Origin of the sequence: Sinorhizobium glycinis (assembly GCF_001651865.1) — a bacterium.
Taxonomy (GTDB): Bacteria; Pseudomonadota; Alphaproteobacteria; order Rhizobiales; family Rhizobiaceae; genus Sinorhizobium; species Sinorhizobium glycinis.
In genome coordinates this window covers 278,641-296,895 of the sequence record NZ_LPUX01000061.1, presented here as the reverse complement: position 1 = coordinate 296,895, position 18,255 = coordinate 278,641, and the positions used below count along the sequence as shown (strand labels likewise).

Here is an 18,255-nt window from a genome sequence, read left to right as displayed (position 1 = left end):
GCATTAACGCTTGTGCAATCGCAAATTGCTGGATTGGATACGCCGCGCGATTCCAATGCGGCATCGATCGCAGCAGGGCCCAATGCTTTCATCCGCCAGAACCGCCACCCCGCACATGACTTTGCGCCTCTGGCTGCTGCTGATGCTGCTCGGTCTGATCTGGGGCGGCTCTTTTTTTTTCGCCCGCGTGGCGGTTGCGCATGTGCCGCCCTTCACGCTGGTGCTCTTGCGCCTGAGCCTTGCCGCGATCGCCCTGCATATCTACTTGCGCGGCAACCACGGCCTCTATCCGGCCCTCGCCGGGCGCTGGCGGGAGTTCCTCGTCATGGGGCTCATCAACAACGCCATTCCGCATGCTTTCATCTTCCTTGGCCAGACGCATATCGGCGCCGGGCTTGCTGCCATCCTCAACGCGACGACGCCGGTCTGGACGGTGCTCATTGCCAATATCGCGACGGAAGACGAGAAACTGACTACAGCCAAGATCAGCGGCTGTCTGCTCGGGCTTGCCGGCACGGTGGTGCTCATCGGGCCGAGCGCGCTCGACGGTCTTTTCGGCGCCACAGACGATGTTCCGCTCTGGGCGCTCGTCCTGCCGGTTCTGGCGGCAGTCAGCTATGGCTTCTCCGCCACCTACGGGAAGCGTTTTCGCGCCCTGGCACCGCCAGTGACGGCCGCCGGACAACTAACGGCATCGACCATCGTGATGCTGCCGGTAGCGGCCTTCGCGGACATGCCCTGGACCTTGCCGATGCCGCCCCTCCCCGCCGTGCTGGCGATCCTCGGGCTGGCGCTCGTCTCCACCGCCTATGCCTATATTCTCTTCTTCCGGATCATGGCGGAAGCCGGCGCAACCAACACGTCGCTGGTCACGCTGCTGGTCCCGCCAAGCGCCATTCTCCTCGGCTATCTCTTCCTCGGCGAGACGCTGAACGCGATGGACATTGCCGGCATGACCTTGATCGCAGCAGGCCTCGCCGTCCTTGACGGGCGGGTGCTGCGGCCGCGCTCATAGGCGTGACGGAGAATCAACAAGAGCCTCCGGCACGGCTCCGAGACCGCTCACGGAGCGTTACAGGCGTTTATATTAACCTCCCAGAAGCAATTGTGAAAAAAATGTGGCACATTGAATTCTGCCGCAGAATCAGACCGTTACGCCTGTGAATATTCCAACGAGGCGACACGCTTTTCGCGCTGCAGCACAAGATTCGCTTTCACGCGCCGCCTTTTCGCCCTATGTTTTACCCGTCAACGCAGGGAGGATCCCATGGGACTTACACATTCGTTGAATGTCCTCATGATCGGTGCAGCGTTCGCATTCGTGGCCGTTATGCTCTTCGTCTGACGAGAAGCCGCTGAAAGTCCAAACCGAGGGACTTAAATTCCGGAAAAGTCCAATTTGCAGCAGAACAGGTAGGGCAGGCCGCTCCTACAGCGCCGCGCGCCTTATCAGGCGCGCAAAGGTCGCTGTAGTACTGTGAATGCTGCATGTCTTTGTCCTTATATCGAGGTCGATTTAAGGAGACATGCAGTACGACACCCGGTCTTGTGCTGCGACATCAGAAAAGCCCATGAACGACGAGCCGTTCGTGGGCTTTCCCTTTTCTTGGGTCCGAGGTTGCCCGGTCTAGAGCCTTTCCTGGATAAATGGAAGCATTCTGCCGGAGCAGGTTTTCGACAGGGCGGAGGCGATTGCCGAGTGTCGTACACGAATGTACGGCCGAGGCGATCGCCTCTGATCCTGGCGGAAAGATGCCCGGCCCTTCGGGTTGGCTGAAGCGGGCGGCCTGTTTGCTCGGCTGGCTTCGTCGTAGCTTTGGCTACGTCGCGCGCCAGCCGAGCAAACATTCCGCTCCGCTTGAGTCAACAGAATGCTTCCATTTAACCAGGAAAGGCTCTAAGCCGTGGCTACCGCCTGATAGGACGGTGCGGCCCGACGCTGGGTCGGTCGGCGCGCATAGCCGACCAGGTCGCAGACGGCGGCGATGAGCGGCGAGCGGTTCATCGTGTAGAGATGGAAGTCGCGTATGCCCCGACGCGCAAGATCGACGATCTGTTCGGCCGCAATATGGCTTGCTTCCTTGAAGCGCTCCTCCGGCTGGTCGTCGAGATGAGCGAGCCGCGAGATGATCGCCTCCGGCACCTTTGAACCGCAGAGTCCGGCAAACCGTATCACCTGCGTGAGATTGTTGATCGGGAGGATGCCCGGCACGACAGGAATCTGCACGCCGGCGCGCCGCACCCGCTCGAGATAGCGTTCGAAATCGTCATTGTCGAAGAAGAACTGGGTGATCGCGCGGGTGGCGCCGCTGTCGACCTTGCGCTTCAGCATGTCGATATCGGCCGCGACATCAGGGCTCTCCGGGTGCTTTTCCGGATAGGCGGAGACGGAAATCTCGAAATCGCCACGGGCACGGAGCGCCTTGACGAGTGCAGCAGCATTCTCGTAGCCGCCGGGAAACGGCTCGTAAGCGCTGCCGATGCCGCCCTGCGGATCGCCCCTGAGCGCTACGAAATGCCGGACGCCACAGGCGACGAATTCGTCGACCACCGCCTCGACCTCGGCCTTCGGTGCGCCGACGCAGGTCAGGTGCGCTGCCGTGTTCTTCAGTCCCATCTCTCCGATCATGCGCTTGACGGTCGTCAGCGAGCGCGCCTTGGTCGAACCGCCGGCACCATAGGTCACCGTCTGGAATGCCGGCGCAAAGCTCGAGAGATCCGCAACGGTCTGGAAGAGTTGGGTTTCCATCTCTTCGTTTTTCGGCGGGAAATATTCGAACGAAAGCCTGAGATTGCCGCGCTCGGCGGGATAAAGCGTCCGTGCGTTCATACTCAAACTCCCCCTGCCTGCAGCCGCCGGCGCGGCAAGTCGGCCGTATCGGCAACCCGCTGGTCGCGCGCCAGCCATATCGTAACCGTCAGTTTCCCCTCCTCCTCGCCTTCCGGCGCTAGATCGGTTGTCTTCTCGAGCATCAGGCCGGCCTTCTGCAGCCAATCGGCCATCGTCTGGTGCGAGAAACCGAGGCGGGCGTGCGCATGCTCGTTGCGCAGATATTCGAGGCCGTGCGGGGCGAAGTCGATGATCACGAGCCGCCCTCCCGGCACCAGCATGCGCGCCGCCTCAGTAATCGCCGCCTCGGGATCCTCGAGGAAGTGAAGTACCTGGTGGATCGTGACGAGATCGAAGGACTGGCCATCGAGCGGCAGGTTGAAGATGTCGCCGTGGCGGATCGAAGCCTTGGTGATGCCCGCCCTGTCGAGATTGGAACGCGCCACCGCCAGCATGTCGCGGCTGGCGTCGACACCGATGCCGCGCCGATAAAGCCCCTCGAAGAGCTGCAGGATGCGACCCGTTCCGGTGCCGAGATCGAGCAGGCTGTCGACCGGCTCGTCGCCGACCATCGCCTTCAAGGCCGTCTCGACATCGCCTTCGCTGACGTGAAGGCGCCTGAGTTCGTCCCACTCGGCGGCATTGCGGCTGAAATAGGCCTGGGCTTTCTCGGCACGCGCCTTCTTCAAGGCCGCAAGCCGGGTCGAATCCCGCGCCAGGATCGCATCGTCCGGCGTCGCGGCAGCGAGCAGTTCACGCACGAGCGCGACCCGCCCGCCCTCCTGCCGCAGACGGAAGTAGGCCCAGGCGCCTTCCTGGTAGCGATCGATCAGCCCCACTTCGGCAAGCAGCTTCAAGTGCCGCGAAATGCGTGGCTGCGACTGGCCGAGAATTTCGGTCAGATCGGTAACGGTGAGGTCGCCGGCGGAAAGCAGCGCCAGAAGACGCATCCGCGTCGGCTCGCCCGCCGCCTTCAAGACGTCGACCAGCGCATCCAAGCCAAGCAGTCCCAGGGTAGTCATTGCCGATCCTCATCAACACATAAAGATATGTTTATGTGATTTGCGAAAGACACGCAAGCGGGATTTGCGCGGGAGGGCAAGGAGATGGCGGAGAGAAGATAGGCGGCCGGAAAATTTCAGGCGTCGCCGAAGACTGCGAGGCGCACGTCTGGTTCTCGGGGCCGAAGGTACGCCTTTCGCCCTCATTCCTGTGCTTGTCACAGGAATCCAACCACGGCGCGTCGGCGCCGTGAATGACTCGGGGAAATGAGAGTGCTGTACGGAGCGCAACACGTTTCCTGCACCCAAGGACTTGGGCGCGCTGGATTCCTGTGACAGGCACAGGAATGAGGGCGGATGAAGCGCAAGGTCGGCTGCGCAGTCAAGACCCGCCCCATGGCGACGGCAGGCCCCCGCGGCCGCCTTACCGCGTGAGGCGCTTGTACGTCACCCGCTTCGGGTTGACCGAGTCCGGGCCGAGGCGGCGGATCTTGTCCTTCTCGTAGTCCTCGAAGTTGCCTTCGAACCACTCGACGTGGCTGTCGCCCTCGAAGGAGAGGATGTGGGTCGCGAGCCGATCGAGGAACATGCGGTCGTGGCTGATGATCACCGCGCATCCGGCGAAGTTTTCGAGCGCATCCTCGAGCGCGGCCAGCGTCTCGGTGTCGAGGTCGTTGGTCGGCTCGTCGAGCAGGATGACGTTTCCGCCGGACTTCAGCATCTTGGCGAGGTGCACGCGGTTGCGCTGACCGCCGGAGAGCGTGCCGACCTTCTGCTGCTGGTCACCGCCCTTGAAATTGAAGGACGAGCAGTAGGCCCGCGAATTGACCTCGTGCTTGCCGAGCTTGATGACGTCGTTGCCGCCGGAGATCTCCTCCCACACCGTCTTGTTGCCATCGAGCGCATCGCGGCTCTGGTCGACATAGCCGAGCTGCACGCTCTCGCCGATGCGGAACGCGCCCTCTTCCGGCTGCTCCTGGCCGGTGATCATCCGGAAAAGCGTCGTCTTGCCGGCGCCGTTCGGGCCGATGACGCCGACGATGCCGCCCGGCGGCAGCTTGAAGCTCAGCCCCTCGATCAGCAACTGATCGTCATAGCCCTTGGAGATGTTGTCCGCTTCGATGACCACCTGGCCGAGCCGCTCGCCGACCGGAATGATGATCTGCGCGTCGCCCGGACGCCGGTCGGCCGCCGCCTTGACCAGCTCGTCATAGGCGCGGATACGCGCCTTCGACTTCGCCTGACGGGCCTTGGGGCTCGAGGCGATCCACTCCTGCTCGCGGCTGATGGCTTTCTGGCGGGTCGCCTCTTCCCGGCCCTCCTGAGCCATGCGCTTGGCTTTTGCCTGCAGGTAGGCGGAATAGTTGCCCTCATAGGGAATGCCGCGGCCGCGGTCGAGCTCGAGAATCCAGCCCGTGACGTTGTCGAGGAAGTAGCGGTCGTGCGTGATCATCAGCACGGCGCCCGGATATTCGCGCAGGTGCTTTTCGAGCCACGCGATCGTCTCGGCATCGAGATGGTTGGTCGGTTCGTCGAGGAGCAGCAGGTCCGGCTGCGACAAGAGCAGCTTGCAGAGGGCGACGCGGCGCTTCTCACCGCCCGACAGATTGGTGACCTCGGCGTCGCCCGGCGGGCAGCGTAGCGCGTCCATCGCCATCTCGACCTGGCTGTCAAGGTCCCAGAGGTTCTGGCTGTCGATGATGTCCTGGAGCTTCGCGCCCTCTTCCGCCGTCTCGTCGGAATAGTTCATCATCAGTTCGTTGTAGCGGTCGATGATCGCCTTTTTCGCGGCAACCCCTTCCATGACGTTCTCGAGCACGTTCTTCTGCGCATCGAGCTGCGGCTCCTGCGGCAGATAGCCGACGGTCGCGCCTTCGGCGACCCAGGCTTCGCCGGTATATTCGTGGTCGAGCCCGGCCATGATCCTGAGAACGGTCGACTTACCGGCGCCGTTGGGGCCGAGAATGCCGATCTTGGCGTCCGGGTAGAACGACAGATGGATGTTCTCCAGCACCTTCTTGTTGCCGTAGGCCTTGTTGAGCCCGGCCATGTGGTAGATAAACTGACGTGCCATAAAGGAATGCTCCGCATCGGAAGGGAAAATTTGCCCGCTATGTAGGCGAATTATGGTGGCGGGGCAATCGCCAAAGGCCTCGCCCGCGCCGTCCCTTCGCTGCGATAAGCCTCCCGTTTAGCCTCGCCCGGCTGCGTCGGCGATCCCCTTGGCACATTTGAACTCGGTCGGCCCAGCCGCCTTTATGAGGCCCGCGAGATCAGCCTTGCCCGAGAGGTCGCCGGAAAGTCCGATGGTCAGTCCGGTGATCACGCTGCGGCCGCCGACGGTCTGGCAGCGCATGCGCACCCGATCACCGGCCCCTGCCCCGAAGCTCCGGTCGAAGGCCGCCTTGATCTGCTGCTCGCCAATCTCCGAACCGATCTTGTCGGCAAAGAGCGCTCTCACCGCCGATGCGTTCAGCTCGTCGAGAAGACGAAGCTGCAGCGTGAAATAGTCCTCGGCGTTGTCGGTCTGGCAGGTGCCGCTGCGCAGCCATTGGTGCCGGTCGAGGCCGGACTTCACACCCGGCATGGCGACGATGAGACGCGCGGCGGTCTCGTCGGCCATGGCAAGCTTCGGCAGATCGAGCCAGGCGCCCTTGCGGTCCTGGGTCTTCAACTCCGCCTCGACGCCGCAATAGCTCTTCTTCAAGGGCCAAAGGCCGTGGAGCGAGAAATGCGTCGCGTCGAACCGGTCGGAAGTCTGGTCCACGCACTCCTTGCGCGTCGGACGCGTCTCGCAAAAGCCTGGCTGCCAGCTGACCGCCAGCACATATTGCGTCGTTCCGATTTCCGAAGCTGTCGTCGCCTCTTCACCCGGCGCCTCCTCTGCCGCGGCGAGGGACGACAGCCCCAACCCCACGGCAAGCGTCGCAACTCTCAGCACCTGCACCATAGACCGCACTGCCATAATGGCCTCCGTCAAAACAAAACAGGAACAAACTAATAACAAAAGCGGGAAACTTGCAACCCCTAATATGCCTGTCCGGATTCGTTCTGATCTCATGCGCAAGAAGCAACAAGCAGCGATTGCCTTTGTCAGCCAAATCGATTTGAAATCTCGCGGTCTGTTGAGCGGATGAGAGTCGCCCGTCCACCGCAAATGCCGGGTTGGCGAGTGCATTTTGGATCTGAGGATATGTTGGAGCGAGGCATGTTCGGTGAGGTAAGGACGCTGCAGAGCCCGACGGGCGCGACGCTCGCCTGGCGCCACTGGCCGGCGCCAGATGCTGCGCGAGGCATTCTGCTGATCAGCCATGGGCTTGCCGAGCATTCCGGCCGCTACGCCCGCTTTGCCGAAGCCATGGCCAAGCATGGTTTCCATGTCTACGCACACGACCATCGCGGCCACGGGGTAAGCCGCGCGCCGGATGCGCTGCTCGGCCAATTCTCCCCGCGCGGCGGCTTCGAGAAGGTGATCGCCGACCTGCGCTGCATTCGCGAGATGGCCGTCGCCAATCATCCCGGCCTGCCGGTCCTGCTCTTCGGCCACTCGATGGGCGGACTGATCGCCCTCAATGCCGCCGAGGCGGATCCCGAACTCTATGACGCGCTGGCCGTCTGGAACTCCAACTTCCGCCCCGGACTTGCCGGCCGGGGCGGCCAGGTCATCCTCGCGATCGAACGAATGCTGAAGGGCTCGGACGTACCGAGCCCGCTGCTGTCGAAGCTCACCTTCGGCGCCTGGTGCAAGGCCGTTGCCGCTCGGAAGACCGATTTCGACTGGCTTTCGCGCGACGAGGATGAAGTCGCCAAATATATCGCCGATCCGCTTTGCGGCTTCGATGCCAGCGTGTCGCTCTGGACCGATGTTTTCGAATTTGCCTTTGCCGGCGCCCGCCCAGAGCGGCTTGCCCGCCTGCCCGCCAAATTGCCGGTCCATCTGGTCGGTGGCAGCGCCGATCCTTCGACTGAGAATGGGGACGCGATCAGTTGGCTCGGCCGGCGGATGAAGGCGCGTGGCATGACTGATGTGACCGTGACAATCTATCAGGGAATGCGCCACGAAACCCTGAACGAGATCGGTCGCGAGATGGCGACGGACGATTTCGCCCGCTGGTGCCTGAAAGCGATCGGGGCCGAAAGTCGCGCAAGCGAACGATCATGACGGAGTGGAGTTGCGGAATGGCCGCCTCGCGAACACGGCAAGCACTGGTGCCGGGGGCGATCTGAATTCCGAAACGCGGATAAGCATTGGGAGGTGCCGGCATGAAAACGGGTGGGCAACTGGTGGTCGAGGCGCTGGTCGCAAACGGTGTGAGGCGCATCTCCTGCGTGCCGGGCGAAAGCTATCTGGCCGTTCTCGATGCGCTCTACGACACCGACATCGACATCGTCGTCTGCCGCCAGGAAGGCGGTGCGGCGATGATGGCGGATACCTGGGGCCGGCTGACGGGCGAACCGGGTATCTGCATGGTCACGCGTGGCCCCGGCGCCACCAATGCCTCGGCCGGGCTCCATGTTGCCCGCCAGGATTCGGTGCCGATGATCCTCTTCATCGGCCAGGTGCAGCGCGACGCCCGCGAACGCGAGGCTTTTCAGGAGATCGAATATCGCCGCGCCCTGACCGAGGTGGCAAAATGGATGGGCGAGATCGACGATCCGGCCCGGATCCCTGAATTCGTGACACGTGCCTTTGCCGTCGCGACCTCCGGCCGTCCCGGCCCGGTGGTGCTGACGCTGCCAGAGGACATGCTCACCGAGAACACGGAAGCCCCCGCCGCACGCCCCTACCAGCCCGTCGAAGGCCATCCGGGGCCAAGCCAGATCGCCCGCTTTGCGGCGCTCCTCTCGGACGCCAAACGGCCGATCGCGATTCTCGGCGGCACGCGCTGGTCGGTCGAAAGCGTTGCCGATCTCCAGCGTTTCGCCGAACGCTGGCATCTTCCGGTCGGCTGCTCCTTCCGCCGCCAAATGCTCTTCGACCACCTGCATCCGATGTATGCCGGCGATGTCGGCATCGGCGTCAATCCAGCGCTGGCGAAGGAAATCACGGAGGCCGATCTCGTCCTGCTTCTGGGCGGGCGCTTCTCGGAGATGCCCTCCTCCTCCTACACCCTCCTCGACGTGCCCTATCCGAAGCAGACGCTGGTGCATGTTCATCCCGATCCGTCGGAACTCGGCCGCGTCTATCGGCCGGACCTGGCGATCGTCGCGAGCCCGCGCGATTTCGTCGCGGCGCTGGCCGACGTAGAGCCCGCCGCCAAGCCGGTCTGGGCGCAACGCACGGCCGCCATGCACGAAACCTATGTCAAGTGGTCGACACCGCCGGAGACGGGACCGGGCGAGGTGCAGATGGGACCGATCATGAACTGGATCGAGGCCCATACCGCACCGGACACGATCTTTACCAACGGCGCCGGCAATTACGCCACATGGCTGCATCGCTTCCACCGCTTCCGCCGCTACGGCACGCAAGCCGCGCCTGCATCCGGCTCGATGGGCTACGGCCTGCCGGCCGCGGTCGCGGCGAAACACCTCCACCGAGACCGTGAAGTCATCTGCTTTGCCGGTGACGGCTGTTTCCTCATGCATGGCCAGGAATTCGCCACAGCAATCCGCTACAACCTGCCGATCATCGTGCTCGTCATCAACAACGGCATCTACGGCACGATCCGCATGCATCAGGAGCGGGAATATCCCGGCCGCGTCAGCGCCACGGACCTGACAAATCCAGATTTTGCGTCGCTTGCCCGCGCCTATGGCGGCCATGGCGAGACAGTCGAGCGCACGGAAGAGTTCGCGGACGCTTTCCTGAGAGCGCGTGCCAGCGGCAAACCGGCGATCGTCGAGATCAAGCTCGACCGGGAGGCGATCACGCCGACGCGGACGCTGAGTGAAATACGCAAGGGCTGAGGGGAAAAGACGGGGGTCCAAAAATGGAGCCCGGCGCGGAGCGGGCGCCGGCACTTCCTGGCGCTTTTAGACTGTCCGGATCATCTCCCAAAGCTGGTCCGGCTCTTTGACCCCGATCTGATAAAGCTTGACGATCTTCCTGGCGAGTTGGTCGGCCTCCTCGCTGCCGATCGACACATTGCGCTCTGCCAGCGCCCTGTTCAAAAGGCCCTCAAGCATCGCTACGTGGCCGGGAAGGATCGGATAGTCTCTGAAGCTATTGAAGGGATCCATGGCCGATGTCCTCAAAAGCTGCCCGCCGAGAGCTCGCACCTCCGACGGGACGGCGACGTCAAACATTTGCGCGACAAGCGGGAACGGCGTCTGAAATGCGAAAGCGCGCTTGTTTGGGCCAAGCGCGCTCCAAGCGAACGATCTTCACAGGGCGCCGGCGCCCTCGATCGAACAGATTCAATATAGCACCAAATATGGGTGGGAGACAGTGAAAAGCGGCCATTCGCCTGTCCGACTTTTGCCGCCAAACGAACGATCGATCGCCGGGCGGGCCTAGCTGCGAATGTGCTGTGTCTGCTGGTAGACGGCAGTGGAGCGAGCGCCGGAACGGCAATAGCCGAGCATCGGGCGCTGGAATTCGTCGAGTGCGTCGACCATGCGGGTAACGGCGTCGGCCGTCACACCCATGGGGCCGACCGGGATATGAGCAATATCCAGGCCGAGTTCCTCGGCGCGTGCGGCGATCGCGTCGAAAGTCGGCTGGTCGGGAGCCTCGAAATCCGGACGGTGGCAGACGATGGACTTGAAGCCGAGCGCCTTGATCTCGTCGAGGTCTTCGACCGTGATCTGGCCGGAGACCGAGTACTCATCGTTGATCTGGCGAATGTCCATGGTGACGTTTCCTCACGAGTAACTTTGTCTTGGTGTAGGCCGCACGCCCGGCCACGTCAATTGCCGAGCACTTCAGGCGGCCTGGAAGGCGAGCGCGTAATTGCGTGACTGACCGGGCTCCATGAAATCGAGCTCGCCTCTCGCGGAAAGCTCCGTCCGCCGCGCCAGGCGATGCGATGCCGGCTCGATGCTGATGACGTCCGCACCGCCGCGCTGGCAGCGCCACATCTGCAGGAACGGCAGCGTGTCGGCTCGGAACCGGACATGGAGGGAGCGTCCCCGAAGGCCCGGCAGCGAGCAAAGCGAAACCTCCGACCATCGGTCGGCGCCGGCGAAGGCTGGAAGGCAGAAATGTGCGCTCTGCCCCTCGCCAAAGCGCCAGGCAAGCGATCCGTCTTCAAGCGAAAGGCTTTCGATCCGTGTTTCATCGCCGACCAGTCGGCCGGCGATGTTCATGTGATACATCATCATCGGCGCGAAGGCGGAAGCGCCGATGTTGACGACGCGGTCCTTGAGCATCACGCCATGCCCATTCTCGTCGACTTGCCAAACCCGCTCGATCGCCGCCCTGCCGCCGCATGCGAGATCGACTTCCGTGAACGCCGAGCAGCGCAAACCATCAGGGGACATCTCCGCCCGAGTGACCGGCGTACCCGAAAGGGAACCGTGCAATGGATAGCACACGTGATCGCCACGCCCCTCCACCGGCTCCGGATGGCGGATATGGTCGGGACCACAGGTGAAAAGAAACCCCGCCAGCGCACGATCGATCCGTGCGTCGCCGTCGGAGGGGATCGCGTCCCCCGGGGACAGGTCAATGCCCGCCGTGACGAAGGCGGCAATGTCGAGCGCCGAGGAACGGTCAAACAGAAGATGGCTCTCCACGCCACTATCGGGGCCTAGGAAGGTCTGCATTCTCGTCTCCAGTTCGCCCCCAGAATCACGGATCGCGAGGGTATGATAGCGCAGCCCCTTCCCCTGGGACACGATCCTCCGAATTGAACCATCCGGAAAGAAAAGCGTTATGATTCAAGGAGTGGAAAGGCAGTTCCCGTCTTCCAGGGGTAGGTGTTGCAACGGCTCGGAAGCTCGCCTAGCGAGATTTTAAGGGATCGTTCATAATGAATTCATTTTTTCCACATTAACGTCGAAATCGGTATGTACCGCCGCAAGGCAGCCACCATGAAAACAGGTTCTCTCGTGTCAGCGACCCGCACCGGACTTTCGCTTCTCGCCGCACTCGGCCTTTTCTCCGTGGAGCTCGCGCCCGCACGCGCCCAGGAGGGCTATGGAGGCTATTGGGGAGACGGCGATGTGATGCTGGTTACTCCCGAGGGCGATATTCTCGATTATATGCCCGGACCGGACGAGGTTCACGCGGTGCGCGACCGCCGTGGCCGGACGGTGCTCGTGGATCCGTGGGGCAATGTCGTCGCCATGGTCGTGCCGAACGAAGGCTATGGCGTGCGCCGCCGCGAATACGAGGACGACAGCTATTCCAAGCGCCGCGAGCGCGGCTACGGCTATTCCGAGCCCGGCGAATTCACCGGCACTGTTCCGGGTTACCGTGACGCTACGCCTGCCCCGGTGGAGCGCGAAGAACTTCCGAACAGCCTGCCGACGCTCGGCGAAGAGCAGGCCGCCTATGATCCGCAGTCCCAGGACCCGCTGGGCCAGCCGATGCCGCCGGCGATCGAGATGAAGGGCAAGTCGCGCGCCGAAATTACCGCGCTTCAGGTCTTCCTCGACCGCGAAGGTTTCTCGCCCGGCGTCATCGATGGCAAGATGGGCTCGAACGTCACCAAGGCGATCGAGGCCTGGCAGCAGGCGACCGGAGAGAAGCTCGACCCGAACAATACCGAGGACATTCTCGAGCGGCTGCGCTTCAATGGCGGACTGCCGATCACCACCTATACGATCACCGCCGCCGACGCGGCCGGGCCTTACGTCGCCTCGATCCCTGAAGACTATGCCCACAAGGCGCAGCTTCCGCATCTTTCCTTCACGTCCACCGCCGAGATGCTCGGCGAGAAATTCCACATGGACGAGGGCTATTTGCGCGAGCTCAACCCGGGCGTCGACTTCTCCATCCCGGGCACCACGATCAAGGTCATCAACCCCGGCCCGAACAAAGCGGGCAAGGTGGCGCGGATCATCGCCGACAAGGGTCGCAAGCAGGTCTTCGCCTATGACGACACAGGCAAGCTCATCGCCGCCTACCCATCGACCATCGGTTCGGCCGATACGCCTTCACCGTCGGGTACAGTTGCGGTCGAGCGGATAGCCTTCGATCCGGGTTACACCTACAATCCGAAGATCAATTTCAAGCAGGGCGCAAACGACAAGATCCTGCAACTGCAGCCGGGACCGAACGGTCCGGTTGGTACGGTCTGGATTGCGCTTTCGCGGCCGACCTACGGTATCCACGGAACCCCGGACCCATCGAAGATCGGCAAGACCCAGAGCCACGGCTGCATCCGGCTGACCAACTGGGACGCGACCGAGCTCGGCAAGATGGTCAGCCCCGGCGTGACCGTCGAGTTCGTCGACGAGCCGGGGGCGCCGATTTCGGCCGACTCAGCAGATGTTTTGATTCCTTATTAATAGTTGGCCTGCGCCACAGTTAGGGCGGAGCCGCGCGAGGGATCGCCCAATTTCCTGCTTGCCCCAGCATTGTCGGCCTCATGACTTCATGAAACATTGTCATGAAAAACTTTGCTCTGATGGTTCTATCAAAGGCAAGGAACCCCTGATCACCGCAAAGAAAGGCCCGCAATGGCGACGGAGCGCCCTCTTCCCAATCTCTGGCATGCGACAGCACCGGCCGCTCCGGAAACGACCCAGCTTGCCGATGACCTGACAACCGACGTCGCGATCATCGGCGGCGGTTTCACCGGGCTTTCGGCTGCACTGCATCTCGCCGAAATGGGCATCCAGGCCGCGGTGATCGAGGCCCGCATGATCGGCTACGGCGGCTCCGGCCGCAATGTCGGCCTGGTCAATGCCGGCATGTGGGTGAAACCCGAAGATCTGATAGCCACGCTCGGTGCGCAGGCCGGAGGGCGCTTGCTGAACGAGCTCGGCGACGGCCCCTCGCTCGTCTACGACCTTGTCGACCGTCATGGCGTCCAGTGCGAAGCGGTGCGCAACGGAACGCTGCATATGGCCGTCGGAGCCGATGGGCTTAAGGACATCCAGGAGCGCGAGGCCCAGTGGAAGAAGCGCGGCGCGCCGGTGGAGGTGCTTTCGGCCGAGAAGGCACATGCCCTTTCCGGTGCCGAAGGTTTTGCCGGCGCACTGCTCGACCGGCGGGCCGGCACGATCCAGCCGCTCGCCTATGCGCGCGGCCTGGCACGGGCTGCACTGACCGCAGGCGCCCGGATCTATACGGATACGCCACTCGTTGCCGCCGAGCGTCGCGGCGACGGCTGGAAGCTGACGGCCGGCAGAGGCACGCTTACGGCCCGGCATGTCATCGTCGCCACCGAAGCCTATGGCGCGCTCATTGACGGCGCGCCGTGGAGGACACAGACTCAGGAACTCACGGTCCTGCCCTTTTTTCAGGTCGCGACCAATCCGCTGCCGGACGATGTCGCCGGCCGAATCCTCCCCGAGCGCCAGGGCGCCTGGGACACGGGCCTCGTCATGACGTCGTTCCGCATGGATCAGCAGAACCGGCTGATCTTCGGCTCTGTCGGCCGCCTCGACGCGATCGCCGCGGGGACGCATCGCGCCTTCGCGGCGCGTTCGGTGCGCAAGCTCTTCCCCTATATCGGCGATTTCCGCTTCGAATATTGGTGGGACGGCCGCATCGGCATGACCATCAATCACCTGCCGGTCATGCACGTGCTTGCGCCGAATGTCGTCTCCATCAGCGGCTACAACGGTCGCGGCATCGCCCCCGGCACAGTTTTCGGCCGCGCCCTTGCCCGCCATGTCACCGGCGACGTCTCGGCGATCCCGCTTGCCGAGTCCCCGATCACGCCGGACCCGTGGCGGAACGTGAAATCCGCTTTCTACCACGCTGGGGCCCAAGCCAAGCACTTCATAGACGGGCGGTTCTGACGGAGGTTTCGACCGGAACGACCTTTGTCAGCTCCGGTCGGCCTTGGGAGGCAACATGGGCCGAGCGGATATCAAGCCGCCCGCGGCAAAGAGCGCAGGCGGGACATCAGGGCGCGGCGTGGCGTTACGGGCAGCAAGTTTTGGACCTCGCTGGCAAGCGCGAATGCGTTTTCCCGCGCCTTGTCGAGGTTGCTGACGCGGTTTGCGTCCATGGACTGCAATGTGCCGCCGCATTCGAAGATTTCGCGATAGGCAGCGCGTTCGATGATGGGCGTGTCGAGGACAGAGACGCCCCGCGAGGCGAGCAGCGCCTTGATCGCCTGTAGCGCCCGCGTCGTCACCAGCGAATTGACGCGCGTCAGGACCACCGAGTGATTGATGCGCACGCGCGCCTTCTGTTCGATCTGACGAATGAGCTCCAGAATCTGCACCGCCCCACGCGCGTCCATGGCACAGCCCTGAACCGGGATCAGCACCTGATCGGAAAGCCCGAGCGCCAGCGCAACGATCGCGTCCTTCGCGCCTGCGAGGTCGATCACGATGAAATCAGCCTCGTCCTTCAACTCGCGGATATGACAAGGCAGCGAAGCGGGCGTGATATGCGAGATCACCTCGAGATTGGCGACATGGCCGGAGACCTCGGACCAGCTGGTGATCCACCGCTGCGGATCGGCATCCAGGATCACCACGCGGTTGCCCTGCCGGGCCAGTTCCGTCGCCAGGATCAAGGCAGCCGTCGTCTTGCCGGCGCCGCCCTTTGCGTTGGCCAATGTAATGACCGCCATCTTAACCACCTCATTCTCTCAGTGCCCCGTCGCCCCGGCTTCGGGGCAGGCTCGATTAAGAGAACCTTTCAGAACATGGTTAACAAAATGGAAATTTTCGCCGGCAAAGATTAACAGCTTCGCCCGGCGAGCGCCCCTGTCCGCGCAAAAAAGCCCGGGAAATCAACGTCTCCCGGGCCTCGAAAAAATTAATGCGATGGCTCAGATGCACTCGGCAAAGAGCTTCTTCGCCGCATCCAGCGTCAATTCCACCGGATTGCCGCCGGCCGTCGGATCGACGATCGCCATCTCCGCCATCTCATCGATGCGGTCGGTACCAACGCCGAGTGCGGCGAGCTTGTTCGGAACGCCGAGTTCCTCGCGCAGTTGCAGCACATAATCGTAGAAGCCGTCGAACCCGCCGGCGATACCGAGATAGGCCGCGGCACGCGCGATCTTCTCCTCGATTGCGGGTCGGTTGAAGCGTAGCACCGGCGGCATGACGACGGCGTTGGTCATGCCGTGATGGGTGTTGTAGATGGCGCCGACCGGATGCGAGAGCGAGTGGATCGCGCCGAGTCCCTTCTGGAAGGCGACCGCGCCCATCGCTGCCGCGCTCATCATATTGGCGCGCGCCTCGATGTCGGTGCCGTCCCTATAGGCGCGCGGCAAGTATTCCTTGACGAGCCGCATGCCTTCGAGCGCGATACCGGCGGACATCGGGTGATAGAAGGGTGAGGAATAGGCCTCCAGGCAATGGGCGAAGGCGTCCATGCCGGTACCGGCGGTGATGACCTTCGGCATGCCGACCGTCAGTTCCGGATCGCAGATCGTCACGGCCGGCAGGAATTTCGGGTGGAAGATCACCTTCTTCACGTGGTCCGCCGAATTGGTGATGACGCTCGCCCGCCCCACTTCGGAGCCGGTCCCAGCGGTCGTCGGCACGGCGATGATCGGCGCAATGCCCTCGACGCTCGCACGCGTCCACCAGTCGCCGATGTCCTCGAAATCCCAGACGGGCCGCGTCTGACCGGCCATGAAGGCGACGCATTTGCCGAGGTCGAGACCCGAACCGCCGCCGAAGGCAACGACACCATCATGCCCGCCATCCTTGAAGGCTCTGATCCCGGCCTCGAGGTTGACGTCGTTCGGGTTCGGATCGACCTCGGCGAAGATGGCACGCCCGAGGCCACCGGCTTCCAGAATTTCCAGCGCATTCTGCGTGATCGCCATCGGTGCAAGTCCGCGATCGGTGATCAGCAGCGGTTTTTTCATGCCGACGGCCTTGCAATGGTCGGCAAGCTCCTTGATTCGGCCGGCGCCGAACTTAATGGCGGTCGGGTAGCTCCAGTTCGCGGTAATCGTCATGCTGTGGCTTTCTTCAGATGGTAGGATTTCGGACGGGTGAGATTGTGGAACCCGAGGACCGAGAGCGAGCCGCCGCGGCCCGTTTCCTTGACGCCGGTCCAGCAGAGCGCTGGATCGAGATAGTCGGCGCGGTTCATGAACACGGTGCCGGTTTCCAGCTCTGCACCGATCCGGGCGGCACGTTCCGCATCCTTGGTCCAGAGCGAAACGGTAAGACCGTATTGGCTGTCGTTCATCAACTCGATCGCCTGAGCATCGTTCTTCACCTTCATGATGCCGACGGCGGGACCGAAGGTCTCCTCACGCATGAACTCCATTGAATGATCGACATCGACGAGGATCTGCGGCGCGAGATAGGCGCCGCCATCGTCCTGCGGGAACAGCTTCGGGTCGATCAGCGCCTTGGCGCCCTTTGAAACCGCGTCGGCGATCTGGTTGCGCACGGTCGCGGCAAAGCGCTTGTTGGCCATCGGACCGAGCGTCGTTTCGGCATCGAGCGGGTTGCCGAGCTTGTAGTTGGAAACCCAGGCGACGGATTTCTCGACGAAGGCGTCGTAGAGCGATTCATGCACGTAGATGCGCTCGATGCCGCAACAGCACTGGCCGGAATTGTAGGTCGCGCCATCCATCAGTGTGTCGACGGCGGCATCGAGATCGGCGTCCGCCATCACGTAGCCCGGATCCTTGCCCCCGAGTTCGAGGCCAAGACCGGTAAAGGTGCCGGCCGCCGCGCGTTCGATCGAACGCCCGCCTTCGACCGAGCCGGTGAAGTTGATGAAGTCGAAACTCCTGGCCGCGATCAGCGCCGCGGTCGTCTCGTGGTCCAGGAACAGGTTCTGGAAGACGTCCGCCGGAACGCCCGCCTCGACGAAGGCGCGCACCATGCGCTCGCCGACCAGGATCGTCTGGCTGGCATGCTTGAGCACTACCGTGTTGCCGGCCATCAGCGCCGGTGCCACCGTGTTGATCGCCGTCATGTAGGGATAGTTCCACGGCGCGATGACGAAGACGACGCCATGCGGCTCGCGTTCGATGCGCCGCTCGAAGCGGTCGCTCTCCTCTACGACAAGCGGCTTCAGCGCGTCGGCCGCGATCGAGGCCACGTAGTTGGAGCGCTCGTTGAAGCCCTTGAACTCGCCGCCATAGCGCACCGGCCGGCCCATCTGCCAAGCAAGCTCCGGCACCACCTCGTCGACCATCTCGTTGAGCCGCGCGACGCCGGCGAGCACCAGCTTGACACGCTCGTCGAGCGGCCGCTTCGCCCAGCTTTTCTGCGCCAGCCGCGCCTGCGCAACCGCCTGGTTGGCGAGTTCCAGCGGCATTGCAGGCCGCTCGGCATAGACCTCGCCATTGACCGGCGAAATGCATCTGATCATCGTCATGATGGTCTTCCTGTTTCTGCTTTCAAATAAAGTCCCCTCCCCAACCCCTC

Annotated in this window: 15 protein-coding genes; 5 read left to right on the top strand and 10 right to left on the bottom strand. The window is 63.1% G+C overall.

The features are described 5' to 3' along the window. Positions 1 to 82 precede the first annotated feature (82 nt). Positions 83 to 1,015, top strand: coding sequence for a DMT family transporter (locus tag AU381_RS16955; RefSeq protein ID WP_064242908.1), 933 nt, complete (start codon positions 83 to 85; stop codon positions 1,013 to 1,015). Between the two features lie 882 nt (positions 1,016 to 1,897). Here AU381_RS16955 and metF read toward each other — a convergent pair. From metF to AU381_RS16935, 4 genes are all read right to left on the bottom strand, one after another. Further along, positions 1,898 to 2,830, bottom strand: coding sequence for a methylenetetrahydrofolate reductase [NAD(P)H] (metF, locus tag AU381_RS16950; RefSeq protein ID WP_064242907.1), 933 nt, complete (start codon positions 2,828 to 2,830; stop codon positions 1,898 to 1,900). 2 nt (positions 2,831 to 2,832) lie between these two features. After that, positions 2,833 to 3,852 (bottom strand): ArsR/SmtB family transcription factor, encoded by a 1,020-nt coding sequence (locus AU381_RS16945; RefSeq protein WP_064242906.1) that lies wholly within the window; start codon positions 3,850 to 3,852, stop codon positions 2,833 to 2,835. Positions 3,853 to 4,255: 403 nt separating this feature from the next. Next, positions 4,256 to 5,905 (bottom strand): energy-dependent translational throttle protein EttA, encoded by a 1,650-nt coding sequence (ettA, locus tag AU381_RS16940; protein ID WP_064242905.1) that lies wholly within the window; start codon positions 5,903 to 5,905, stop codon positions 4,256 to 4,258. A 117-nt stretch (positions 5,906 to 6,022) separates the two neighbouring features. Further along, on the bottom strand, positions 6,023 to 6,796 hold the full coding sequence (locus tag AU381_RS16935) for a ribonuclease T2 (RefSeq protein ID WP_064242904.1): 774 nt from the start codon (positions 6,794 to 6,796) through the stop codon (positions 6,023 to 6,025). Between the two features lie 243 nt (positions 6,797 to 7,039). Here AU381_RS16935 and AU381_RS16930 point away from each other — a divergent pair, with 243 nt between their 5' ends. Next, on the top strand, positions 7,040 to 7,993 hold the full coding sequence (locus AU381_RS16930) for an alpha/beta hydrolase (protein ID WP_064242903.1): 954 nt from the start codon (positions 7,040 to 7,042) through the stop codon (positions 7,991 to 7,993). A 101-nt stretch (positions 7,994 to 8,094) separates the two neighbouring features. Beyond that, positions 8,095 to 9,741 (top strand): thiamine pyrophosphate-binding protein, encoded by a 1,647-nt coding sequence (locus tag AU381_RS16925; protein WP_064242902.1) that lies wholly within the window; start codon positions 8,095 to 8,097, stop codon positions 9,739 to 9,741. A gap of 66 nt (positions 9,742 to 9,807) precedes the next feature. Here AU381_RS16925 and AU381_RS16920 read toward each other — a convergent pair whose 3' ends face one another. The 3 genes from AU381_RS16920 to AU381_RS16910 form a co-directional block, all read right to left on the bottom strand. Next, the gene (locus AU381_RS16920) at positions 9,808 to 10,014 is read right to left on the bottom strand and encodes a hypothetical protein (protein WP_064242901.1); all 207 of its coding nucleotides are present in this window, start codon (positions 10,012 to 10,014) and stop codon (positions 9,808 to 9,810) included. A 273-nt stretch (positions 10,015 to 10,287) separates the two neighbouring features. Further along, the gene (locus AU381_RS16915) at positions 10,288 to 10,626 is read right to left on the bottom strand and encodes a protein tyrosine phosphatase family protein (protein ID WP_064242900.1); all 339 of its coding nucleotides are present in this window, start codon (positions 10,624 to 10,626) and stop codon (positions 10,288 to 10,290) included. Positions 10,627 to 10,698: 72 nt separating this feature from the next. Next, positions 10,699 to 11,541, bottom strand: a complete 843-nt coding sequence (locus AU381_RS16910; RefSeq protein ID WP_064242899.1) for a DUF4432 family protein — start codon at positions 11,539 to 11,541, stop codon at positions 10,699 to 10,701. A 243-nt stretch (positions 11,542 to 11,784) separates the two neighbouring features. Here AU381_RS16910 and AU381_RS16905 point away from each other — a divergent pair, with 243 nt between their 5' ends. Together AU381_RS16905 and AU381_RS16900 are read left to right on the top strand one after the other, a co-directional pair. After that, entirely contained in the window at positions 11,785 to 13,230 is a 1,446-nt protein-coding gene (locus AU381_RS16905) for a L,D-transpeptidase family protein (RefSeq protein WP_064242898.1), read from the top strand. A gap of 171 nt (positions 13,231 to 13,401) precedes the next feature. Continuing rightward, positions 13,402 to 14,691, top strand: a complete 1,290-nt coding sequence (locus tag AU381_RS16900) for an NAD(P)/FAD-dependent oxidoreductase (RefSeq protein ID WP_064242897.1) — start codon at positions 13,402 to 13,404, stop codon at positions 14,689 to 14,691. A 71-nt stretch (positions 14,692 to 14,762) separates the two neighbouring features. Here the strand turns inward: AU381_RS16900 and AU381_RS16895 are convergent, their stop codons facing one another. The 3 genes from AU381_RS16895 to AU381_RS16885 form a co-directional block, all read right to left on the bottom strand. Further along, a complete protein-coding gene (locus tag AU381_RS16895) occupies positions 14,763 to 15,476 on the bottom strand; it encodes a ParA family protein (protein WP_064242896.1) in 714 nt (237 codons plus the stop codon). Between the two features lie 201 nt (positions 15,477 to 15,677). Further along, a complete protein-coding gene (locus tag AU381_RS16890) occupies positions 15,678 to 16,823 on the bottom strand; it encodes an iron-containing alcohol dehydrogenase (RefSeq protein ID WP_064242895.1) in 1,146 nt (381 codons plus the stop codon). Then, a complete protein-coding gene (locus AU381_RS16885; protein ID WP_064242894.1) occupies positions 16,820 to 18,205 on the bottom strand; it encodes an aldehyde dehydrogenase family protein in 1,386 nt (461 codons plus the stop codon). The genes AU381_RS16890 and AU381_RS16885 overlap by 4 nt, the downstream gene beginning before the upstream one ends. Between the last annotated feature and the right edge of the window lie 50 nt (positions 18,206 to 18,255).